The sequence below is a fragment of the Serratia sp. SA088 genome (assembly GCF_049065515.1).
GTDB lineage: Bacteria > Pseudomonadota > Gammaproteobacteria > Enterobacterales > Enterobacteriaceae > Serratia > Serratia nematodiphila.
This window is the reverse complement of record NZ_JBAKGW010000001.1, coordinates 313,068-333,807: the sequence shown is the minus strand read 5'-3', so window position 1 is coordinate 333,807 and position 20,740 is coordinate 313,068. Positions and strand designations below refer to the sequence as shown.

23 protein-coding genes are annotated in these 20,740 nt (G+C 61.7%); 16 read left to right on the top strand and 7 right to left on the bottom strand.

Translation table 11 applies throughout. From position 1 onward, the window contains the following. Window positions 1–336: 336 nt before the first annotated feature. Window positions 337–1,281: a LysR family transcriptional regulator gene (locus tag ACOWVD_RS01615; RefSeq protein WP_049240605.1), complete on the bottom strand. Its 945-nt coding sequence runs from the start codon at window positions 1,279–1,281 to the stop codon at window positions 337–339. Window positions 1,282–1,409: 128 nt separating this feature from the next. Here ACOWVD_RS01615 and ACOWVD_RS01610 point away from each other — a divergent pair, with 128 nt between their 5' ends. Then, window positions 1,410–2,009, top strand: coding sequence for an FMN-dependent NADH-azoreductase (locus tag ACOWVD_RS01610; RefSeq protein ID WP_049240607.1), 600 nt, complete (start codon window positions 1,410–1,412; stop codon window positions 2,007–2,009). A 244-nt stretch (window positions 2,010–2,253) separates the two neighbouring features. On the opposite strand, the gene fliE is transcribed toward ACOWVD_RS01610, so the two are convergent. After that, window positions 2,254–2,568: a flagellar hook-basal body complex protein FliE gene (gene fliE / locus ACOWVD_RS01605; protein WP_004934773.1), complete on the bottom strand. Its 315-nt coding sequence runs from the start codon at window positions 2,566–2,568 to the stop codon at window positions 2,254–2,256. A gap of 315 nt (window positions 2,569–2,883) precedes the next feature. On the opposite strand from fliE, the gene fliF reads away from it, so the two are divergent. The 15 genes from fliF to ACOWVD_RS01530 all read left to right on the top strand — a co-directional run bounded on the left by fliF (window position 2,884) and on the right by ACOWVD_RS01530 (window position 14,744). Further along, window positions 2,884–4,578: a flagellar basal-body MS-ring/collar protein FliF gene (fliF, locus tag ACOWVD_RS01600; RefSeq protein ID WP_171403843.1), complete on the top strand. Its 1,695-nt coding sequence runs from the start codon at window positions 2,884–2,886 to the stop codon at window positions 4,576–4,578. Continuing rightward, window positions 4,575–5,567, top strand: coding sequence for a flagellar motor switch protein FliG (gene fliG / locus ACOWVD_RS01595; protein WP_004934775.1), 993 nt, complete (start codon window positions 4,575–4,577; stop codon window positions 5,565–5,567). The genes fliF and fliG overlap by 4 nt, the downstream gene beginning before the upstream one ends. After that, window positions 5,560–6,264 (top strand): flagellar assembly protein FliH, encoded by a 705-nt coding sequence (fliH, locus tag ACOWVD_RS01590; RefSeq protein ID WP_044031017.1) that lies wholly within the window; start codon window positions 5,560–5,562, stop codon window positions 6,262–6,264. The genes fliG and fliH overlap by 8 nt, the downstream gene beginning before the upstream one ends. Further along, a complete protein-coding gene (fliI, locus tag ACOWVD_RS01585) occupies window positions 6,264–7,625 on the top strand; it encodes a flagellar protein export ATPase FliI (RefSeq protein ID WP_004934781.1) in 1,362 nt (453 codons plus the stop codon). Before fliH ends, fliI begins: the two co-directional genes overlap by 1 nt. 21 nt (window positions 7,626–7,646) lie before the next feature. Beyond that, entirely contained in the window at window positions 7,647–8,093 is a 447-nt protein-coding gene (gene fliJ, locus ACOWVD_RS01580) for a flagellar export protein FliJ (RefSeq protein ID WP_004934783.1), read from the top strand. Continuing rightward, complete coding sequence (locus ACOWVD_RS01575) at window positions 8,090–9,319, top strand: flagellar hook-length control protein FliK (RefSeq protein ID WP_421105388.1); 1,230 nt, start codon at window positions 8,090–8,092, stop codon at window positions 9,317–9,319. The genes fliJ and ACOWVD_RS01575 overlap by 4 nt, the downstream gene beginning before the upstream one ends. A 165-nt stretch (window positions 9,320–9,484) precedes the next feature. Beyond that, window positions 9,485–9,970 carry a flagellar basal body-associated protein FliL gene (fliL, locus tag ACOWVD_RS01570; RefSeq protein WP_004934797.1) on the top strand — a complete coding sequence of 162 codons (486 nt, stop codon included), beginning with the start codon at window positions 9,485–9,487 and terminating at the stop codon, window positions 9,968–9,970. A gap of 5 nt (window positions 9,971–9,975) precedes the next feature. Beyond that, window positions 9,976–10,980 (top strand): flagellar motor switch protein FliM, encoded by a 1,005-nt coding sequence (fliM, locus tag ACOWVD_RS01565; protein ID WP_049240611.1) that lies wholly within the window; start codon window positions 9,976–9,978, stop codon window positions 10,978–10,980. Beyond that, complete coding sequence (fliN, locus tag ACOWVD_RS01560; protein ID WP_004934799.1) at window positions 10,973–11,389, top strand: flagellar motor switch protein FliN; 417 nt, start codon at window positions 10,973–10,975, stop codon at window positions 11,387–11,389. The genes fliM and fliN overlap by 8 nt, the downstream gene beginning before the upstream one ends. Beyond that, a complete protein-coding gene (gene fliO, locus ACOWVD_RS01555; protein WP_049240613.1) occupies window positions 11,389–11,793 on the top strand; it encodes a flagellar biosynthetic protein FliO in 405 nt (134 codons plus the stop codon). Before fliN ends, fliO begins: the two co-directional genes overlap by 1 nt. Then, entirely contained in the window at window positions 11,790–12,551 is a 762-nt protein-coding gene (gene fliP / locus ACOWVD_RS01550) for a flagellar type III secretion system pore protein FliP (protein ID WP_004934802.1), read from the top strand. Before fliO ends, fliP begins: the two co-directional genes overlap by 4 nt. A 21-nt stretch (window positions 12,552–12,572) precedes the next feature. After that, window positions 12,573–12,842 carry a flagellar biosynthesis protein FliQ gene (gene fliQ / locus ACOWVD_RS01545; RefSeq protein ID WP_004934803.1) on the top strand — a complete coding sequence of 90 codons (270 nt, stop codon included), beginning with the start codon at window positions 12,573–12,575 and terminating at the stop codon, window positions 12,840–12,842. Window positions 12,843–12,844: 2 nt separating this feature from the next. Beyond that, entirely contained in the window at window positions 12,845–13,627 is a 783-nt protein-coding gene (gene fliR / locus ACOWVD_RS01540; RefSeq protein ID WP_021504085.1) for a flagellar biosynthetic protein FliR, read from the top strand. A 357-nt stretch (window positions 13,628–13,984) separates the two neighbouring features. After that, window positions 13,985–14,119 carry a stationary-phase-induced ribosome-associated protein gene (gene sra / locus ACOWVD_RS01535; protein WP_004934807.1) on the top strand — a complete coding sequence of 45 codons (135 nt, stop codon included), beginning with the start codon at window positions 13,985–13,987 and terminating at the stop codon, window positions 14,117–14,119. Between the two features lie 358 nt (window positions 14,120–14,477). Beyond that, window positions 14,478–14,744 (top strand): hypothetical protein, encoded by a 267-nt coding sequence (locus ACOWVD_RS01530; protein ID WP_049240616.1) that lies wholly within the window; start codon window positions 14,478–14,480, stop codon window positions 14,742–14,744. Between the two features lie 299 nt (window positions 14,745–15,043). On the opposite strand, the gene flgL is transcribed toward ACOWVD_RS01530, so the two are convergent. The 5 genes from flgL to flgH form a co-directional block, all read right to left on the bottom strand. Next, a complete protein-coding gene (flgL, locus tag ACOWVD_RS01525; protein ID WP_060559816.1) occupies window positions 15,044–16,003 on the bottom strand; it encodes a flagellar hook-associated protein FlgL in 960 nt (319 codons plus the stop codon). Between the two features lie 59 nt (window positions 16,004–16,062). Continuing rightward, a complete protein-coding gene (flgK, locus tag ACOWVD_RS01520; protein ID WP_033643519.1) occupies window positions 16,063–17,712 on the bottom strand; it encodes a flagellar hook-associated protein FlgK in 1,650 nt (549 codons plus the stop codon). A gap of 206 nt (window positions 17,713–17,918) precedes the next feature. Further along, window positions 17,919–18,863: a flagellar assembly peptidoglycan hydrolase FlgJ gene (flgJ, locus tag ACOWVD_RS01515; RefSeq protein ID WP_021504087.1), complete on the bottom strand. Its 945-nt coding sequence runs from the start codon at window positions 18,861–18,863 to the stop codon at window positions 17,919–17,921. Beyond that, on the bottom strand, window positions 18,863–19,963 hold the full coding sequence (locus ACOWVD_RS01510) for a flagellar basal body P-ring protein FlgI (protein ID WP_049240620.1): 1,101 nt from the start codon (window positions 19,961–19,963) through the stop codon (window positions 18,863–18,865). The genes flgJ and ACOWVD_RS01510 overlap by 1 nt, the downstream gene beginning before the upstream one ends. Window positions 19,964–19,973: 10 nt before the next feature. Continuing rightward, a complete protein-coding gene (gene flgH / locus ACOWVD_RS01505; protein WP_004934817.1) occupies window positions 19,974–20,675 on the bottom strand; it encodes a flagellar basal body L-ring protein FlgH in 702 nt (233 codons plus the stop codon). Between the last annotated feature and the right edge of the window lie 65 nt (window positions 20,676–20,740).

Below are 20,740 nucleotides of genomic sequence, written 5' to 3'. Positions count from 1 at the left end.
AAAGCGATTATTTTCTCTGGTAATAATTTTGTTGGGGCTGTGGCTGTTAGCCTTACTGAATGAAGAAGAGATGATGCGTTTACTGGCCGCACAATAAAACGGCCAGGCTTTTTATCGTCTGGTCAGACTTCAGTCCAGTTTAACCAGAACGCCAATTAATACCGCCAGCAGCGTCAACATTAAAATACTGATCAGACGCCATCTGGATTCGCTTTTCGTGCTCATTGACCGGCCTCGAATAATAACCCTACTAATCACGTAATAATAAACGGTCACCTGCGCATTCAATAAACCTGACAGCACCATTTTCTGCCCTCTATTCGGTACATTAGTCGGTTATGGCACCGGCCATGAGCGATGCGATACCCACGGTGCCGCAAGCGCCAATTTTCCCGGCAGCTCCGCCACCAGTTTGTCTACCGCCAGCCGCACCTTGAGCGGCTGGTAAGGCATATAGGGCCACACGACGTTCACCGGGAAACTGAGGCTGGGCTCACCGCGCATGATCTCCACCAACGTCCCCGCCATCAAGCGCTCGCGCACCAGCCACTCCGGCAACCAGGCAATACCGGCGCCGGCGGATACCGCATCGACGATCCCCTGCATGTCATCCATCATCATCTTGGCCGGTGGCCTGAACGGCCGCAGCTCGCCGTTTTCACCGCGAAGCTGCCAGGGCAGCACGGCCCCGGCATGCAGATACCCCACCGCCTGATGTCGGCTTAACGCCTCTACCGTTCTCGGTTCACCGCAGCGCTGCAGATAATCGGGCGAGGCGCACAGCAGCATGCCGTGTTCGCCCAAGCGCCGGGCTACCAGGCTGCCGCTGTCCGCCAGCTCGCCAATGCGAACCGCCAGATCGAACCCCTCGTCGACGAGATCGATCCTGCGGTCGCTGAATGAAATCTCCAGCGTCAGTAAGGGATGCTCATTCGCCAGCGCCGTCAACACGGGCGCAATGCACAAATGGCCGAACAGCACCGGCACCGAGACTCTAAGCCGGCCGCTGACCTGCATCTTGCCGCTGTCGAGCTGGTTTTCCGCCGCCTGAATGTTTGCCAACGCCTGTCGGCAGTGCTCATAGTACAGCGCCCCTTCATCCGTCAGGCTCAGGCTGCGCGTGGTGCGCATAAACAACATCACGCCAAGCCGAGCCTCGAGACGCGACACGATTTTGCTGACCGCAGAGCGCGTCAGATGCAGTTTCTCTGCGGCGGCGGCGAAACTGCCGCCTTCCGCTACGGCAACAAAGGCCGGCAGCGCACTCAGATCGCTTTTCATCTTAACGCTTCCAAATTGGAATCAATTTAGTGAAAACCTATCACCACTGGTGAACCTCAAGCAATGATAACCTGCTGTCATTCCGAATCCCCGGTGAAAACCACAGATGACCGTCAGAGGACAACAGCATGAAAAAAATACTGGTACTCAAATCCAGCATTATGGGAAATGACTCGCAGACCAATAACCTGATTGACCGCTATCTGGCGGCGCGTAAGGCGAAAGGACACGAAGATCGGATCGTCGAACACGATCTGACGGCGTTGGATCTGCCGGTATTGGACGGCGAGCTGTTCGGTGCGCTGCGCGGCGCGGAAAACATCAGCCCACGCGCCAAAGCGGCGGTGGCGCTCTCCGACCGGCTGATTGCCGAACTGAAAGAGAGCGATCTTCTGCTGCTCGGCGCGCCGATGTACAACCTCAACGTCCCGACCCAGCTGAAAAACTGGTTCGATCTGGTAGCCCGCGCCCGGATGACCTTCAACTATACCGCCACCTACCCGGTGGGGTTGGTGGAAGGCGTCAATGCGCTGGTATTCAGTTCACGCGGCGGCATGCACGCCGGGCATCCGACCGATGCCGTAACGCCCTACCTGCGTTCGGTGCTGGGGCTGATGGGGATCGGCGACGTGCAATTTATCTATGCCGAAGGGCTGGATATGAAACCGCACGGCCGCGATCAGGGGCTGGCGAACGCCCACCGGCGGATCGCAGAATTGGCGGGCTGAAGCAAACGCACGACAGCATTGATTTGTTATAATATAACAAATATGATAATCGCGTTGACGCCACCTCGAGCGGCTGTCGACGCTCCTACATGACATAAATGTTTTATCGCACCTTCAGCCAGCTATTTCGATAGCTGGTTTTTTTTCCTCGGTTGGCGCTGCGGCTTCAGCATTGTCGGACTGGCCGTCACTCTAAGGTAACAGCGCCGAGCCAAATTTCACCGAAAAATAGTCGGCACGTTCATCACACCGGCATATTCATGATGTCCTGGTAGGCCGCCACCAGCTTGTTGCGCACCTGCACGCCCAGTTGCAAAGAGACCGACGATTTCTGCAGATCGACCATCACATCGTTCAGGCTGATGCCTGGCGCGCCCAGCTCGAAGTCCTGCGCCTGTTTGCGCGCCGTTTGCTGGGTCTCGCTGATCTTGCCGAGCGCCGCGGTCAGTTCGCTGGCGAAGCTGACGCCCTGCGGCGCCGCATTCTGCCCCATCTTGCCGGCCTGAACCGCCATGGTCTGCATCTGCTGCAGTACCCCTTCAATGCCCTGAATCGCCATCTGGTCCTCAATCCTCTCGTCTCGCCGGGTGACGTTTTCACCCTGCACTTCTCCAATGATGCACACCCTAGCACAGCGTTTTCGGACCTAAAGCGGTTAATTAACTGCAAAAAACCCGGCTTATCGGGCAATCGGAATTGTCTGATAAGGCGAATAATGGCCTGCCCAGAAATGGGAGCGCCGCTATTTAGAAGATATGTGTATCAGGGAGTCTGTTTTGTCACACAACGCTAACCATACCGTTCATCAGCCTGGCAGGGAGCTGCTCAGCGGCCCGTACGGGATCGTGAGCGCCATTGAAGGACGAGACCTAAAATGAGTGCTTCGATAACCGCCGGCGAAAGCCGCGACAACGGCCTGCAGGCCATCTGGAACCGTCTGCGCGCCAACCCGAAAATTCCGTTGCTGGTCGCCGCTTCCGCCGCGATCGCGATCGTCGTCGCGCTGCTGTTGTGGGTGAAAAGCCCCGACTACCGCGTGCTGTACAGCAATCTGAACGACCGCGACGGCGGCGCCATCGTCACCCAGTTGACGCAGATGAATATCCCTTACCGCTTTGCCGAGAATGGCGCGGCGCTGCTGATCCCGGCGGAAAAGGTGCATGAAACCCGTCTGCGCCTGGCGCAGCAAGGGCTGCCGAAAGGCGGCGCCGTCGGCTTCGAACTGCTGGATCAGGAAAAATTCGGCATCAGCCAGTTCAGCGAGCAGATTAACTATCAGCGCGCCCTCGAGGGCGAGCTGTCGCGCACCATCGAATCGCTGGGGCCGGTGCAAAACGCCCGCGTTCACCTGGCGCTGCCTAAACCTTCGCTGTTCGTGCGCGAACAGAAATCCCCTTCCGCCTCGGTAACGCTCACCCTGCAACCCGGCCGTGCGCTGGACGACGGCCAGATAAACGCCATCGTTTATATGGTGTCGAGCAGCGTTGCCGGTCTGCCGCCGGGCAACGTGACCGTGGTCGATCAGGCCGGTCGCCTGCTGACTCAGTCCGACGGCACCGGGCGCGATCTCAACGCCTCGCAGCTGAAATACGCCAACGAAGTGGAAAACGGCTTCCAGCGCCGCATCGAAGCGATCCTCGCCCCGGTGGTCGGCAGCGCCAACGTGCGTGCGCAGGTCACGGCGCAGATCGACTTCGCCACGCGCGAGCAAACCGATGAACAGTACCAGCCGAACCAGCAGCCGGACAAAGCCGCTATCCGCTCCCAGCAAACCAGCCTGAGCGAGCAGATCGGCGGGCCGCAGGTGGGTGGCGTGCCGGGCGCGCTATCCAACCAACCGAGCGCGCCGGCCACCGCGCCGATTGAAACCGCCAAGCCGGCGGCGGGCAATAACGCCAACGCCACCACGCAAAACGCCGCGACCACCCGCAGCGCGGCGGCCAGCGGCGTGCCGCAAAATACCCGTCGCGACGCGACCACCAACTACGAGCTCGATCGCACCATCCGTCATACCCAGCAAAAAGCCGGCACCGTGCAGCGTCTGTCGGTCGCCGTGGTGGTCAACTACCTCGGCGCGGATAAAGACGGCAAACCGCAGCCGATGAGCAAAGAACAGCTGGCGCAGATCGAAGCGCTGGTGCGTGAAGCGATGGGCTACTCCAGCAGCCGCGGCGATACCCTGAACGTGGTCAACACGCCGTTTACCGACAGCCAGGTGACCGGCGGTGAATTGCCGTTCTGGCAAAGCCAGTCGTTCATCGATCGCCTGATCGACGCGGGCCGCTATCTGCTGGTGCTGCTGGTGGCCTGGCTGCTGTGGCGCAAACTGGTGCGGCCGCAGCTGCAACAGCGCCAGGCGGCGCAACAGGCCGCCCTCGCCGCCGCCAACGCCCCTGCCGCCAAAGCGGCCGACAGCAATAAACCGAGCAACGAGGAGCTGGCGCAGCGTCGCAAATCGCAGCAGCGCGTCAGCGCAGAAGTCCAGAGCCAGCGGATCCGCGATCTGGCTGACAAAGACCCGCGCGTGGTCGCTCTGGTAATCCGCCAATGGATGAGTAACGAGATATGAGCCTGACCGGAACCGACAAAAGCGCCATCTTGCTGATGACGCTGGGTGAAGATCGCGCGGCGGAGGTGTTCAAACACCTCTCCTCGCGCGAAGTACAGCTGCTGAGCGGCACCATGGCCGGCATGAGCCAGGTTTCACACAAACAGCTCGGCGAGATACTGACCGAGTTTGAAGACGACGCCGAGCAATATGCGGCGCTGAGCGTCAACGCCAGCGACTACCTGCGCTCGGTGCTGGTCAAGGCGCTGGGCGAAGAGCGCGCCGCCAGCCTGTTGGAAGACATTCTCGAATCGCGCGAGACCACCACCGGCATGGAAACGCTCAACTTTATGGAGCCGCAGAGCGCCGCCGATCTGATCCGCGACGAACACCCGCAGATCATCGCCACCATTCTGGTGCACCTCAAACGCGGCCAGGCGGCGGACATCCTGGCCCTGTTCGACGAACGCCTGCGCAACGACGTGATGCTGCGTATCGCCACCTTCGGCGGCGTGCAGCCGGCGGCGTTGGCGGAACTGACCGAAGTGCTGAACAACCTGCTCGACGGCCAGAACCTCAAGCGCAGCAAAATGGGCGGGGTGCGCACCGCCGCCGAGATCATCAACCTGATGAAAACCCAGCAGGAAGAAGCGGTCATCGACGCGATGCGCGAATACGACGGCGAGCTGGCGCAGAAGATCATCGACGAGATGTTCCTGTTCGAAAACCTGGTGGAAGTCGACGATCGCAGCATCCAACGCCTGCTGCAGGAAGTGGAAGGCGAGTCGCTGCTGATCGCGTTGAAAGGCGCCGAACAGCCGCTGCGCGAGAAGTTCCTCAAGAACATGTCACAACGCGCCGCCGACATCCTGCGCGACGACCTGGCCAACCGTGGGCCGGTGCGCATGTCGCAGGTGGAGAACGAGCAGAAAGCCATCCTGCTGGTGGTAAGACGCCTGGCGGAAACCGGCGAAATGATCATCGGCGGCGGCGAGGACACCTATGTCTGATCGCATTAACACCCTGCCCTGGCAGCCCTGGTCGCTCAACGATTTGGGCGAACAGAAACCGGTTCTCGACCTGCCGCCATTGCCGGATCTCGAACTTGACGATCCGTCGCCGGACGCGCAGGCCGAATTACAGCAGCAGCTGGCGACGCTGCGCCTGCAGGCGGAGCAACAGGGCCAGCAACTGGGCTATGCCGACGGCCAGCAGAAAGGCTATGAGGCCGGTTTTCAGTCCGGTCTGGAAGAAGGCCGTCAGCAAGGGCTGCTGGAAGCGCAGCAGCAGCAACAGCCGCTGACCGCCCACTGGCAGCAGTTGGTTACCGAATTCCAGCACACGCTGGACGCGCTCGACAGCGTGATCGCGTCACGGTTGATGCAGTTGGCGTTGACCGCCGCCAAACAGGTGCTGGGCCAGCCGCCGGTGTGCGACGGCACCGCCCTGCTCGCGCAGATCCAACAGTTGATCCAGCAGGAACCGATGTTCAACGGCAAGCCGCAGCTGCGGGTCCACCCGGACGACTACCCGCGCGTCGAGCAGCAGCTGGGGGTCACCCTCAGCCTGCACGGCTGGCGCCTGCTGGCGGACGGTGAACTGCATCCGGGCGGCTGCAAGGTCAGCGCCGAGGAAGGCGATCTCGACGCCAGCCTGGCGACGCGCTGGCATGAACTGTGCCGCCTGGCGGCACCGGGAGAAGTCTGATGACTGCGCGTCTCGGCCGCTGGCTGAGCTCTCTGGATACGCTGGAAAAGCGCATCGCCCGCGCGCCGACGGTGCGCCGCTACGGTCGCCTGACCCGCGCCACCGGGCTGGTGCTGGAGGCCACCGGCCTGCAGCTGCCGCTCGGCGCGACCTGTCTCATCGAACGGCACGACGCCGGTGAAGTGCAGGAAGTGGAAAGCGAAGTGGTCGGCTTCAACGGCCAGCGGCTATTCCTGATGCCGCTGGAAGAAGTGGAAGGCATCGTGCCGGGCGCGCGGGTTTACGCCCGTATCGCGCCGGAAGGCCAAAGCGCCGGCAAACAGCTGCCGCTCGGCCCGGCCCTGCTGGGGCGCGTGCTGGACGGCAGCGCCAAACCGCTCGACGGCCTGCCTTCGCCGGAAACCGGTTACCGCGCGCCGCTGATCACCGCGCCGTTCAATCCCTTGCAGCGCACGCCGATCGAGCAGGTGCTGGACGTGGGGGTGCGCACCATCAACGGCCTGCTGACCGTCGGTCGCGGCCAACGCATGGGCCTGTTCGCCGGCTCCGGCGTCGGTAAGAGCGTGTTGCTCGGCATGATGGCCCGTTATACCCAGGCGGATGTGATCGTCGTTGGCCTGATCGGCGAACGAGGCCGCGAGGTCAAAGACTTTATCGAGAACATTCTCGGTGCCGAAGGCCGCGCGCGCTCGGTAGTGATCGCAGCACCGGCGGACGTGTCGCCGCTGCTGCGCATGCAGGGGGCGGCTTACGCCACCCGCATCGCCGAAGATTTCCGCGACCGCGGGCAGCATGTGTTGCTGATCATGGACTCCCTTACCCGCTACGCCATGGCGCAGCGTGAGATCGCCCTGGCCATCGGCGAGCCGCCGGCGACCAAAGGCTATCCGCCTTCGGTCTTCGCCAAGCTGCCTGCGCTGGTGGAACGCGCGGGCAACGGCATCAGCGGCGGCGGCTCCATCACCGCTTTCTACACCGTGTTGACCGAGGGGGACGATCAGCAAGATCCGATCGCCGACTCGGCGCGCGCCATCCTCGATGGCCACGTGGTGCTGTCGCGGCGGCTGGCGGAGGCCGGCCACTACCCGGCGATCGACATCGAAGCGTCAATCAGCCGCGCCATGACGTCGCTGATCGACGAAGAGCATTACCGCCGGGTTCGCACCTTCAAACAGATGCTGGCCAGCTATCAACGCAACCGCGATCTGATCAGCGTCGGCGCCTACGCGGCGGGCAGCGATCCATTGCTGGACAAAGCGATGACGCTGTACCCGCAGATGGAAGCCTACCTGCAGCAGGGTATCTTCGAACGCAGCGGCTATGATGAAGCCTGTCAACAGCTGCAGCAGTTGATTGTTTAACGTCACCAGAGGCGCACAGCGATGAAATCACAATCCCCCCTGATTACCCTGCGCGATCTGGCGCAGGATGCGGTGGAGCAAGCCGCGCAACAGCTGGGTCAGGTGCGGCAGGCGCAGCAAGCGGCGGAGCAACAGCTGTCGATGCTGCTCAACTATCAGGACGAATACCGCCAGAAGCTGAATCATACGCTCTGCGACGGCATGGACAGCTCACGCTGGCAAAACTACCAGCAGTTTATCGGCACGCTGGAGCAGGCCATCGACCAGCACCGCCAGCAGCTGCTGCAGTGGGGGCAGAAAGTGGATCACGCGGTGAAGCAATGGCAAGACAAACAACAGCGGCTGAACGCTTTCGAAACCCTGCATACCCGCGCAATGAACGCGGAGCAGCAGCAGGAGAACAAACGGGATCAAAAATTGATGGATGAATTCGCTCAACGCAGCGCACAAAGGAATATCAACCCATGAATCTGAACGCCCTGCCCGGCCTGGCCTTACCCGGCGACGCCGGCGGTCTGACCGAACTGACCTCGGCGCTGGACGAAAGCCAGCTGTCGTCCGCTTTTGCCCAGCTGCTCGGCGCGCGTTTCGCGCCCGCCGCCGATGGCAAACCTCAGCCGGCCACGCTGAGCGCGGACGAGGAGCGCGCCCCGGCCCTGAGCCGCAACCAGCTCAATCAGCTGCTGGCCACCTTCGGCGAGCGCGGCGGCCTGTTGCCGAACCTGTCAGCCTCAGCCGACGCGCCTTCTTCTGAAGCCGTTGAAGGCGATGCGCCCGCCGCCGGCGATAAACCGGCGCAGCCGCCGATCGTCGCCGCCAAAGAGCTGGATGCCGCGACGCTGCAGGCGCTGTACGCCATGCTGCCGGCCGCGATCGTCGCTCAGGCGCAACCGGCCGAAGGCCAACGGTCGCTGCCGATGGAAAACGCTGACGAGGCCACTGCGCTGCAGCCCGGCAACGGCCTGCTGAACATCGCGGCGGCCGGTGATAACACCGCCGCGCGCTCGTCGGCGGCCTCCGCCCCGGCGGTGACGGGCGCGAAAGCGCCGGCTACCGATGGCGACAACGCTGCCGCGGCGCTCCCGCAGCCGACCAGCGGTGAACGCGCAAACGCCGCACAGCCGCTGCCGGCGAACGATGCGCAGCAGCAACCGACGCTCAATCACGCTGTCGCCCTGGCCGCCGCCAGCCCGACGCAAACGGCCGCTCCGGCCAGCGCGCTGGTGACTGCACCGCCGGCTCCGCAGCTCAACGCGCAGCTGGGCAGCCCGGAATGGCAGCAGGCGTTGAACCAACAGGTGCTGATGTTCCACCGCAACGGCCAGCAGAGCGCCGAGCTGCGCCTGCACCCGCAGGAACTGGGCGCCTTGCAGATCACGCTGAAACTGGACGACCAGCAGGCGCAGCTGCACATCGCCTCCGCGCACGGTCAGGTGCGTGCGGCGGTGGAAGCGGCGATGCCGCAGCTGCGGCACGCGCTGGCGGAGAGCGGTATCAACCTGGGGCAGAGCAGCGTGGGCGGCGAGTCCACCCCGCACTGGCAGCAGGCGCAACAGCAGGCTTCCAACGGCCAGGGCCGTTCCAGCTATGCTGAACATCATGGCGCTGACGGCGCAGCCGCCGAGGGCGTCAGCGCACCGGCGACGCTGCAGCGTATGGCCAGCGCGGTCAACGGCGTCGATATTTTCGCCTAAGTCGCCGCAAACGCCCAAGCTGGCACCCATTTGCGCGTCTATTCAGGCTATTGCACGCCACAATAGACGCGATAATACCTTTACATGTCATGCGTGCGGCTTTGCCGCGCGCTATGCCCGCCGCCTCGCCGGCCGCGGGTGGAACAACAGGAATTAGATTTCGCTATGTCTCAGAACTCCCTTCCGGCAGCACCGAAACGCCCCCTTCTGGTCATCCTGCTGGTGTTGATCAGCGTCGTCGCCTGTGGCGCCGCGGGCTACAGCTGGTGGCTGCTGCAACAGCATAAAAACGGCGCCGAACCGGCCGCAGCCAAACAGCAACCGCCGGCCGCGCCGGTGTTCATGCCGCTCGACACCTTTACCGTCAACCTGGTGACGCCGGACAACAACCCGGATCGCGTGCTGTACATCGGCCTCACGCTGCGTCTGCCGGACGAAAGTACCCGCCGCCAGCTGAACGATTTTCTGCCGGAAGTGCGCAGCCGTCTGCTGATGCTGCTCTCCCGTCAGGAAGCGAGCCAGCTGGCCAATGAACAAGGGAAGCAACAGTTGGTGGCGCAGATTAAGGACGTGCTCAGCCCGCCGCTGGTTAAGGGACAACCGAAGCAGGTGGTCAGCGACGTGCTGTTCACCGCCTTCATACTGCGGTAATCACTATGGGCGATAGCATTCTTTCACAGGCAGAGATCGACGCCTTGCTCAACGGCGACAGCGCGGGTGATGAACCCGAGGCGGTGGTCGGCAAAGAGAGCGAGGTCAAGCCTTACGATCCGAACACCCAGCGCCGCGTGGTGCGCGAGCGCCTGCACGCGCTGGAAATCATCAACGAACGTTTTGCCCGGCAGTTCCGCATGGGGTTGTTCAACCTGCTGCGCCGCAGCCCGGACATTACCGTCGGCCCTATCAAAATCCAGCCGTATCACGAGTTCGCCCGCAACCTGCCGGTGCCGACCAACCTGAACCTGGTGCATCTGAATCCGCTGCGCGGCACCGCCCTGTTCGTGTTCGCGCCGAGCCTGGTGTTCATCGCCGTCGATAACCTGTTCGGCGGCGACGGACGCTTCCCGACCAAGGTCGAAGGCCGCGAGTTCACCCCGACCGAACAGCGGGTGATCAAGCGCATGCTGCGCCTGGCGCTGGACGCCTACGGCGACGCCTGGAGCGCCATCTACAAGATCGACGTAGAGTACGTGCGCGCCGAAATGCAGGTGAAGTTCACCAACATCACCACCTCGCCGAACGACATCGTGGTCACCACGCCGTTCCAGGTGGAGATCGGCGCGCTGACCGGCGAGTTCAACATCTGCATTCCGTTCGCGATGATCGAACCGCTGCGCGAGCTGTTGACCAACCCGCCGCTGGAAAATTCGCGGCAGGAAGACAGCCACTGGCGCGAAACGCTGGTGAAGCAGGTGCAGCACTCCGAACTTACGCTTACCGCCAACTTCGTCGATATCCCGATGCGGCTGTCAAAAGTCCTGAAGCTGCAACCGGGCGATGTATTACCGATAGACAAGCCGGAACGCCTGATCGCCCATGTGGACGGCGTACCGGTTCTGACCAGCCAATACGGCACGTTAAACGGGCAATACGCCCTGCGTGTTGAACATTTGATTAACCCTATTTTGAATGCTCTGAGTGAGGAACAGCCCAATGAGTGATCCTAAGCAACCGTCTGGCGAAGGAAAGGAATCCGTGGACGATCTGTGGGCTGATGCGTTTAACGAGCAGCAGTCTTCAGAGAAATCCGGCGCGAGCACCGAAGGGGTGTTCAAGTCGCTGGAAGCTCAGGATGCGCTCGGCAGCCTGCAGGATATCGACCTGATCCTGGATATTCCGGTCAAGCTGACCGTGGAACTGGGGCGCACCAAGATGACCATCAAAGAGCTGCTGCGCCTGTCGCAAGGCTCGGTGGTGGCGCTGGACGGCCTGGCCGGCGAACCGCTGGATATCCTGATCAACGGTTACCTGATCGCACAAGGTGAAGTGGTGGTGGTGGCCGACAAGTTCGGCGTGCGCATCACCGACATCATCACCCCGTCCGAACGCATGCGTCGACTGAGCCGCTGATGACCGCCGCCGCGCCCGTTACCGTGCAAAGCACCCAACAACCCGCCGCGCCGGCCCTGCCGGCCGGTTCGGTGTTGATGCAGGTCAGCAGCGCGCTCGGCGGCATTCTGCTGCTGATCCTGCTGGCCGGTTGGCTGTTCCGTCGGCTGGGGTTCGCCCCGCAGGCGCGCAACAACAAACTGCTCAACCTGCGCGCCAGCTGCCAGGTCGGGCAGCGCGAACGCGTGGTGGTGGTGGAAATCGACGACACCTTGCTGGTCTTGGGCGTCACCGCCCAGCAGATCACCCCGCTGCACACCCTGCCCGCCCCGCCGAAAGACGAGGGCGAGACCAACGCGGCGACACCGGCGGACTTCCGCCAACTGATGCAAAAAGTACTGAAACGCCCGGAAAAATCGGCATGACCTCGACTCTTCATACCCTCGTCCGCCGCCCGGCGGTTTGGCTCCCTGCCGCCCTGCTGCTGATCAGCCCGGCGGCTTTTGCACAACTGCCGGGGCTGATCAGCCAGCCGCTGGCCAACGGCGGCCAAAGCTGGTCGCTGCCGGTGCAGACGCTGGTGCTGTTGACCTCGCTGACCTTCCTGCCGGCCATGCTGCTGATGATGACCAGCTTCACCCGCATCATCATCGTGCTCGGGCTGCTGCGCAACGCGCTGGGCACGCCGTCGGCGCCGCCGAACCAGGTGATGCTGGGGCTGGCGCTGTTCCTGACCTTCTTCATCATGTCGCCGGTGTTCGACAAGGTCTATCAGGACGCCTACCTGCCGTTCAGCCAGGACAAAATCGGGCTGGAGGTCGCGCTGGATAAAGGCGCGCAGCCGCTGCGCGAGTTCATGCTGCGCCAAACGCGCGAAACCGATCTCGCGCTGTACGCCAGACTGGCCAATCAGCCGCCGCTGGCCGGCCCGGAAGCGGTGCCGATGCGCATCCTGCTGCCCGCCTACGTCACCAGCGAACTGAAAACCGCTTTCCAGATCGGCTTTACGGTGTTCATTCCGTTCCTGATCATCGACCTGGTGGTCGCCAGCGTGCTGATGGCGCTGGGGATGATGATGGTGCCGCCCGCCACCATCTCGCTGCCGTTCAAGCTGATGCTGTTCGTGCTGGTCGATGGCTGGCAGCTGCTGCTCGGCTCGCTGGCGCAGAGCTTCTATTCGTAACCCCTGACCGGAGAAAGCGAGATGACACCTGAATCGGTTATGGCGCTCGGCACCGAGGCGATGAAAGTGGCGCTGGCGCTGGCCGCCCCGCTGCTGCTGGCGGCGCTCATCAGCGGCCTGGTGGTCAGCCTGCTGCAGGCCGCCACCCAGATCAACGAAATGACGCTGTCGTTCATCCCCAAAATTCTGGCGGTAGTGGCCACCATCATCATCGCCGGCCCCTGGATGCTGAACCTGTTGCTGGACTACATGCGCACCCTGTTCAGCAACCTGCCTACCCTGATCGGCTGACCGTGCTCACTTTCGACAGCGCCCAGCTCACCGTCTGGCTCAGCCACTATTTTTGGCCGCTGCTGCGCATTCTGGCGCTGATCAGCACCGCGCCGATATTCAGCGAAAAGCAAATCAGCAAAAAGGTCAAAATCGGCCTTGGCGGGCTGATCGTCATCCTGATCGCGCCGACGCTGCCCGCCAGCAATATTCCCATCTTCTCCGCCGCCGGCCTGTGGCTGGCGATTCAGCAAATACTGATCGGCGTGGCGCTGGGGTTGACCATGCAGTTCGCCTTCGCGGCGGTGCGCCTGGCGGGCGAAGTGATCGGCATGCAGATGGGCCTGTCGTTCGCCACCTTCTTCGATCCCAGCGGCGGCCCGAACATGCCGGTGCTGGCGCGCCTGCTTAACCTGCTGGCGATGTTGCTGTTCCTCAGCTTCGACGGCCATCTGTGGCTGATTTCGCTGCTGGCTGACAGCTTCCATACCCTGCCTGTCCAAACGCAGCCGCTGAACGGCAACGGTTTCCTGGTGTTAACCCAGGTCGGCTCGCTGATCTTCATCAACGGCATGATGTTGGCGCTGCCGCTGATCTGCCTGCTGTTGACGCTCAACATGGCGCTCGGCCTGCTCAACCGCATGACGCCGCAGCTGTCGGTGTTCGTGATCGGCTTCCCGGTCACCATGACCTTCGGCATCATGACGCTGGGCATGATGATGCCGATGCTGGCGCCGTTCTGCGAACATCTGTTCGGCGAAGTGTTCGATCGACTGGCGGCGGTGATCGGCGGCATGACCTTCTGAGCCCCTGTGCGGCACCTTCCTTTCCCCCTCTTCCGCCTGAGACAAAATGGCAATAAAAACGCTTTCTTGGGACAAAAGCCTGAGAAACGGCTTTTATCCGGATTAAGGTTCAAATGTCTCCGGCGGCTTGAATAAATAAAACCCCGACTTAAAATAGACCCGGTAGAAAAAATATCGCCCGCACCCCGTCAGTCACCCGCGGCGATAATACAAACTTATTGGTTAGAGAAAAACAAAATAACGCAGCCACGCAGGGTTAAATGCGTGGTAGATAACTTACACCCTGAATAAATGCGTCTGGCAGCCTGCCGGCTGCAGGGCGCAGCATCGACCTTTGCTAACTACAGGAGCGAGATCATGATTAAAGCGAAAAGCAACCGCAAAGCACGCCGGTTATTCGGCATGGCCCACTGGAAAAGCAACAAATTTAAAGTTGCCATCAGCGAAACGGCCGCCGGTGAAAAATGGAAAGTGGTGAAGAAAAAGAAATAATCCCGTACGGTTTTTAGCAAAACATTCCGGGTTGCGCCCGTATCCGGCCTCTGCTGCGCCATTCGACGCTGCACCGGAACGGCAACCCGGCTCCTGCCGTAACCGGCATTGATCACCCGTCGGCAAGCCATGTCGACATCCTGTGCATTTCATTGTCAGGAATGAAATAATGCAGCACGTCGCCCTCGCTGCCACGCTAAATTTAAAGGTAATGCATTAATAATTTGCTTTACTCACATCTCTTATTTATTCACTGACAAGAAAAATAGATTTCCCACCTTATCCCCCCAGCGTTATATTGGAAGCAACCTTACAGACAGCACGCTGCAATCCTCACCCAAATATAATCGGTGTAAACATGAAGATAAAATTCCAGCTGAGTGATTTATTCATCAGCAGCATCGCCCTTTTGATCATGAGCACTATTTTAAATACGCTGGGTTTTTCCTGGGGATTATTTGTTCTTCCGCCTGGCGTCGATAGTTTCGTCATCATCCCGTTTACTTTATTTGGCTCATTGAAGTTGGCCGAGTGCCTCTATACGCCAATACGGTGGCTGTTCAATGAGAGCCGCAAGCCTCAAATCGAAAACAACGTCCCTAAAAATAACGCCAAGTCGCGTTAACAGGAGATCGACCTATGCTGAGAGAACTGACCAGAGAAGAAATGCAACGGATGGGCGGTGCCGGCGACGGCAATAACGGCGGCGATAGGGATCGCGGCGTGCCTTTCCGCTAAGGCTTAAGGTGAATGGGAACACGCAGACAAAAAAAGGCGCGTCGCTCAGTCAGTAGTGGGAGAACGAACGACGCGCCAAACGAGTGCGCCCGGTTTCAAGAAGCCTCCCTCCCCGCGGGGCGGAGAGGGCATTTTCTAAGCGCACTAAAGGGAAACCCGTCGCGGTCAGGCAACGGGGTATTGCTCTTAACGATTCATCTGGAACAACGACATGCCCTGCATATCGCTAAAGGTTTTATACGACGCCTGCAGCGCCGCCTGCTGCATGAAATAAGACGAGATAGACTCGGCCAGGTCGGCATCCGTCAGCGCGCTCATCTGGATCTGGTTGGTCATGTCACGCTCTTTGCCGATGCTGTCCAGTTGATCCATCTCCTGCAGCTGGCTGCCCAGCTCGGCGCGCACGCTCAGCACGTTGTTGTAGGAGTTGTCCAGGCCGCGGTTGGCTTTCGCCAGCGCATCGTTCACCTGCTGCTTGGTGGCCTCGTCGGCGCCCTGCAGCGGGATTTTCAGCGCATTCAACGCGATGTCGATGCTCTCGAAAATGTTGCTGACCGGCGCGCTGCCGTCCGGCTCTGGCTTCGGGTTGCTGGTCAACGACATGAACACCGCGTTGCCGGTATGGCCGATGGTCATGGTGCGGTTGGCGTCCACTTTCTGCTCTACCGTCTTGTCGCCCCCCTGATAGCTGACGGTGCCGCCGTTGTCGACAAACGGCGCCTTGTCGTTCACGTATCCGCCGAACATATAGCGGCCGTTGCCGTCGGTGCTGTTGGCCTGGTTCAGCAGCTGATCTTTCAGCCCCTGCAGCTGGGTGGCCAGCGACTGGCGGTCGTTATCGCTTTCGGTGCCGCCGGCGTTGACGATCAGCGCCTTCATGTCCGCGATGGTGGAGGTCGCTCCGGCCAAGACCGTTTCTTCCATCGACACGTTCTGACGAGCGAAGGTGCGCGCCAGCGTGTACTGGCTGTTTTCCGCCTGCGATTGCGACAACATCACCGCGCGCGACGCCGCCAGCGGATCGTCGGACGGGTTGATCACCCGCTTGCCCGAGGAAAGCTGCTCGGCCGCCTTCATGAACAGCGACTGGTTGCCCGTGATGCCGTTCATGTTCTGTTGGTACATCATGCTGGTGCTCATGCGCATGCTGTGGGTTCCTTACTCTGAGCGACCGGCGCCGTTATCGGCGCCGATTAACAATGAAATCAACGAATATTCAGCAGCGCGTCGAACAGCGAGCTGGCGGTCTGAATCACCTGCGCGTTGGCCATGTAGTACTGCTGGAAACGCAGCAGCTCGCCATACTCTTCGTCAAGGTTGACGCCGGACATCGACTGCTGTTGCGCGCCCAGCTGCGTGACGATCTTGGCCTGCGAGGTGGCGATGGCCTTGGCGGCAGCGGTCTGGTTGCCGACGCCGCTGACGATGCCGGCGTAAGCGCCGCTCAGGGTCGCCTTGCCGTCCACCAGGTTTTTGGTTTGCAGATCCAGCAGCTTCTTGGCGTTTTCGTTATCGCCGCGGCCGCTGTCGTCTTTACCGGCGGCGGCGATCTTGGACGAATCGGTGATGGCCACTTTCAGATTGCCCGCCACGTCGCTGACCGGCTTCACGGTGAAGCTGTCTTTGGCCTGCGCATTGCCGTCGATGCTCACTTCCAACCCGTCGAAGTTCAGCGTCGGCTTGCCGTCGGCGCTGGTGCCCGGCGTCGCGTTGACTTTTACGTTGTCCGGCAGGCGGCTGACCTGCCAGTTGCTGCCGTCGAACTCGACGCGATAATCGTTGGCCTTCACCTTGCCGGTATCGGTGTAAGAGACCGACAGCGACGCGTCGCCGGTGTTGCGGGTGTTATCCACCACCCGGCCGCCGCTGAAGCTGAAGAAGTCGCCGCCCGCGTCGCCGTTCAGATCGAAGCCGGCGCGATGCTGTTGGTTAAAGCTGTCCGCCATCGCCAGCGCCAACTGGCCCAGCTGATTGCGCACGCCGTCCAGCGTTTCGCTGCGGAATTTCAGCACGCCGCTCAGCGTGCCGCTGGTGATCTGGCCTTCCGGCACTTCGCTGGCGCCGTTGCCGCGGTTATAGCCGATGGTCAGACGGGAAGGATCGCTGCTGGAAGGCACGGCTTCCACCTGATAGGTGTTGCTGCCCTGCACCAGGGTCAAGCCGTTGGCGAAGGAGACGGTATAGGCGTCGCCGTCCTGTTGCGTGACCTGTACGCCCACCAGCTGGTTCAATTCGGTGACCAGCTGATCGCGCTGATCCAGCAACGCATTCGGCTCGCCGCCGGCGCTGCCGCGCAGGCGGGTGATCTCGTCGTTCAGTTTGGCGATCTGTTGGCCGTAGCTGTTGATCTGCTGCGCCGTATCGCTGATCTGTTGATTAACGCCGTTATCCATGTCGCGCAGGAATTTATCGGTGTTGTTGAACTGGTTCACCAGGCCGTTGGCCTTGCCCAGCACCGTCTGGCGCGCGGCGTCGTCACCGGCGTTGCTCACCAGGTTCTGCAGGTTGGTGAAGAAGTCCTGCATGTTGGTCGACAGCGGGTTGGTCTTGCTCGCCAACAGGTTGTCGATCTGCGAAATCTTCTCGTAATAGGCGTTTTGCGCCCCGAACGCGCTTTGTGCGCCGCGCAGCTGGTTGGTGATGAACTGGTTGTACTCGCGGTTGACGCTGGTGACGGTCACGCCGTTGCCGATAAAGCCGCTCATGGTGGCCATGCCGCCGTTCTGCGCCAGGATCGCGGTCTGGCGGTTGTAGCCCGCCACGTTGTAGTTGGAGATGTTGTTGCTGACGGTACTGAGCGCCACCTGAGCCGCATTCAGCCCGCTCATCGCGGTATTGATTAAGCTATTGGACATCGGAATTCCTTATGCTGCGGCGCCGGTGGCCCACAGGGTTCTTAATTGAGCTGCTGAGCCTGTTCGCTCAGCCTGTTTCGGTTATCGGCAAAAATGAGAAGAACTTGAGGAAAAAAAGCGGCAATGCGGTCAGCATCCAGCCAGCCTCCATTGCCGCCGATCCCCTAACTCATTGGCGCCGCTGCGGCGTCAAGAATGACGGGGATTTAGAACAAATCTTTCAGATCGTGGGTGTAAGCTTTCACCGCCTGCTCCCCGGCGTTCTTCATCTGCTGAATCACGCTGACCAACTTGCTGGCGTACTGGGGATCGGTGGCATAGCCGGCGCGCTGCAGCGCATGCGCCGCCTGTTCCGGGCTGCGCGCGGCGGCCACGTCGGCGTAGCGCGGGTTGTTGGTCAGCAGTTTGACGTAATCGGCGATCGCTTCGACGTACGAGCCGTAGACGCGGAACTTCGCCTTCACCTTCTTCGCCGCGCCCTGTTCGAACTCGGTGGTGGTGATCTCCGTCACCGGCCCGTTCCAGCTGCCGCCGGCCTTGATGCCGAACAGGTTGTAGCTCGGCGTGCCGTCTGAGGTCGGGATCTCGCGCTGCCCCCAGCCGGACTCCAGCGCCGCCTGCGCGACGATCAGCTGATGCGGAATGCCGCTCTGCTGGCTGGCGACCTTCGCCGGTATCGACAGGCGCGCGACGAAGTTGCCGTTGTTGAGCGACAGCGGCGCGGCGGCCGGCGGGGCTTTCGGCATCGCCCGGCGCACCATCTGCTCCAGCGCCTGGTTCGGCAGCGTTTGCAGCACCTCGTTGTCCAGCGCCATCGGCGACAGGCCCGCCGTTTCGCTCGGCACCGCGTTGGCGTTGCTCATCTGCTTGACCATCATGTCGGCCAGCCCCAGCCCTTTTTGCGACATCTGCTGGGCGATTTGCTGGTCATACATCGAGGTATAGAGCCGCGTTTGATCGCTGCTCAATACCCCGTCCTGCGGCAAGGCGGAACGCATGCTTTTCAGCATCATCTGCACGAACATGCCTTCTACCTGCTGGGCCACCTGCTTGAGGTTGCCCTGCGGGTCGGCCGCCGCGTCGCGCTTCAGGCCGTTCAGCGCCTGGGCGTCATAGGCCGCGCCCGACATCGCCATCAGATCGCCGGCCATCAGATGATTTCCAGCTTGGCGCGCAGGCAGCCGGCGCTCTGCATCGCCTGCAGGATCGACATCAGATCGATCGGCGTGGCACCCAGCGCATTCAGCGCGCGGATCACATTGTTCAGGTTGGCGCTGGCGTTCACCTTCTGCAGCGATCCGCCCTGCTGTTGCACCGAGATCTGGGTGTTTGGCGTCACCACCGTCTGGCCGCCGCCGAACGGGGTCGTTGGCTGGCTGACGGTGTTCTGCCGATCGACCACCACCGACAGGTTGCCCTGGGCGACGGCGCAAGAGTCGAGGATCACATCGCGGTTCATCACCACCGACCCGGTGCGCGAGTTGATGATCACCTTGGCGTCCATCGCGCCGACGTTGACGGTGATGTTTTGAATCTCCGCCAGGAAGCGCACCTGAGAGCTGTTGCCCTGCGGCACCAGCACCTGAATGGTGCGGGCGTCGAGCGGCGTCGCGGTGCCGCCGCCGCGTTGGCGGTTGATGGCGTCGCTGATCTGCTGCGCCAGCGTGAAATCCTCGTCGTTCAGCTGCAGGTTGAGCACCCCGCCGCTGCCGAAGGTGGTCGGCAACTCGCGTTCGATGGTGGCGCCGTTGCTGATGCGCCCGCCCGCCAACTGGTTGACCTGCACGCTGCTGCCGCCGGCCGCCGCGCCCGCGCCGCCCACCAGCACGTTGCCCTGCGCCAGCGCATAAACCTGGTTATCCACGCCTTTGAGCGGCGTCATCAGCAGGGTGCCGCCACGCAGGCTCTTGGCGTTGCCCATCGAAGAAACCACCACGTCGATATTCTGCCCGGCGCGCGAGAACGGCGGCAGTTTGGCGGTCACCATCACCGCCGCCACGTTTTTCAGCTGCATGTTGGTGCCCGGCGGCACGGTGATGCCCAGCTGCGACAGCATATTGCTCAGGCTTTGGGTGGTGAACGGCGTCTGCATGGTCTGGTCGCCGGAGCCGTCCAACCCCACCACCAGGCCGTAGCCGATCAGGGCGTTGTCTCGCACGCCCTGCACCGTCACCAGATCGCGGATGCGCTCCGCCGCCGCCGGCAAGCACACCAGCCCGACGAACAGCGCGATAAACCATTTTTTCAGCATCAGTCAATCCTTAGAACGGTGAAACATTTAAGAAGAAGCGCTGCAGCCAGCCCATGGTCTGCGCTTCGTTGATATAGCCATTGCCGACGTATTCGATACGCGCGTCCGCCACCTGCGTCGAGGTCACCGAGTTGTTGCCGCTGATGGTGCGCGGGTTGACGACGCCGGAGAAGCGGATGAATTCGGTGCCCTGGTTGATGGCGATCTGCTTTTCCCCCACCACGTGCAGGTTGCCGTTGGCCAGTACCTGGTTGACCGTCACCGTAATGGTGCCGTTGAAGGTGTTGTTGGCGTTGGCGCCGCCCTTGCCGCCGAAGGTGCTGTCGCCGGAAATGTCCATATCGGCGCGCGCATTGCCCAACAGGCCGTCGAGGTAACGCGGCGAGGTGGCGACGCCGAACTTGCTGGCGCCGTTGCGGCTGGCGTTGGCGGAGGAGCTCTTGCTGGCGCTGACGTTTTCCTGCAGCACGATGGTCAGGGTGTCGCCGACGTTGCGCGGACGGCGGTCTTCGAACAGCGGCTGATAGCCGTAGTTCATCGGCTGCACCGTCTGGAAGATCGAGCCGTTCGGCATCGGCGCGCTGGCCGGCGCGGGCTGCGCCGTGGTCGCGCCGTCCACCAGCGGTTTATGCGGAATATAAGCGCAGCCGCTCAGCGTCAGCATCACCATTCCCGCCAGCCAGCGTTGTCCCTGCCGCGGCAGGATTGCCATCGAATATGTGGTTACCACGGGTATCGCCTTTGTTTCACGAAAGAGAATGACGGGCGCGACATGCC

Bases quoted from the DNA above. Each gene is read 5' to 3' on its own strand.
- fliG (WP_004934775.1), top strand. From the start codon at position 4,575: ATGAGCCTGACCGGAACCGACAAAAGCGCCATCTTGCTGATGACGCTG.
- fliL (WP_004934797.1), top strand. From the start codon at position 9,485: ATGTCTCAGAACTCCCTTCCGGCAGCACCGAAACGCCCCCTTCTGGTC.
- flgK (WP_033643519.1), bottom strand. From the start codon at position 17,712: ATGTCCAATAGCTTAATCAATACCGCGATGAGCGGGCTGAATGCGGCT.
- ACOWVD_RS01575 (WP_421105388.1), top strand. From the start codon at position 8,090: ATGAATCTGAACGCCCTGCCCGGCCTGGCCTTACCCGGCGACGCCGGC.
- ACOWVD_RS01610 (WP_049240607.1), top strand. From the start codon at position 1,410: ATGAAAAAAATACTGGTACTCAAATCCAGCATTATGGGAAATGACTCG.
- fliP (WP_004934802.1), top strand. From the start codon at position 11,790: ATGACCTCGACTCTTCATACCCTCGTCCGCCGCCCGGCGGTTTGGCTC.
- fliM (WP_049240611.1), top strand. From the start codon at position 9,976: ATGGGCGATAGCATTCTTTCACAGGCAGAGATCGACGCCTTGCTCAAC.
- ACOWVD_RS01530 (WP_049240616.1), top strand. From the start codon at position 14,478: ATGAAGATAAAATTCCAGCTGAGTGATTTATTCATCAGCAGCATCGCC.
- fliQ (WP_004934803.1), top strand. From the start codon at position 12,573: ATGACACCTGAATCGGTTATGGCGCTCGGCACCGAGGCGATGAAAGTG.
- fliJ (WP_004934783.1), top strand. From the start codon at position 7,647: ATGAAATCACAATCCCCCCTGATTACCCTGCGCGATCTGGCGCAGGAT.
- fliI (WP_004934781.1), top strand. From the start codon at position 6,264: ATGACTGCGCGTCTCGGCCGCTGGCTGAGCTCTCTGGATACGCTGGAA.
- fliO (WP_049240613.1), top strand. From the start codon at position 11,389: ATGACCGCCGCCGCGCCCGTTACCGTGCAAAGCACCCAACAACCCGCC.
- fliF (WP_171403843.1), top strand. From the start codon at position 2,884: ATGAGTGCTTCGATAACCGCCGGCGAAAGCCGCGACAACGGCCTGCAG.
- fliN (WP_004934799.1), top strand. From the start codon at position 10,973: ATGAGTGATCCTAAGCAACCGTCTGGCGAAGGAAAGGAATCCGTGGAC.
- fliH (WP_044031017.1), top strand. From the start codon at position 5,560: ATGTCTGATCGCATTAACACCCTGCCCTGGCAGCCCTGGTCGCTCAAC.
- flgH (WP_004934817.1), bottom strand. From the start codon at position 20,675: ATGGCAATCCTGCCGCGGCAGGGACAACGCTGGCTGGCGGGAATGGTG.
- sra (WP_004934807.1), top strand. From the start codon at position 13,985: ATGATTAAAGCGAAAAGCAACCGCAAAGCACGCCGGTTATTCGGCATG.
- ACOWVD_RS01615 (WP_049240605.1), bottom strand. From the start codon at position 1,281: ATGAAAAGCGATCTGAGTGCGCTGCCGGCCTTTGTTGCCGTAGCGGAA.
- flgL (WP_060559816.1), bottom strand. From the start codon at position 16,003: ATGCGCATGAGCACCAGCATGATGTACCAACAGAACATGAACGGCATC.
- fliE (WP_004934773.1), bottom strand. From the start codon at position 2,568: ATGGCGATTCAGGGCATTGAAGGGGTACTGCAGCAGATGCAGACCATG.
- ACOWVD_RS01510 (WP_049240620.1), bottom strand. From the start codon at position 19,963: ATGCTGAAAAAATGGTTTATCGCGCTGTTCGTCGGGCTGGTGTGCTTG.
- flgJ (WP_021504087.1), bottom strand. From the start codon at position 18,863: ATGGCCGGCGATCTGATGGCGATGTCGGGCGCGGCCTATGACGCCCAG.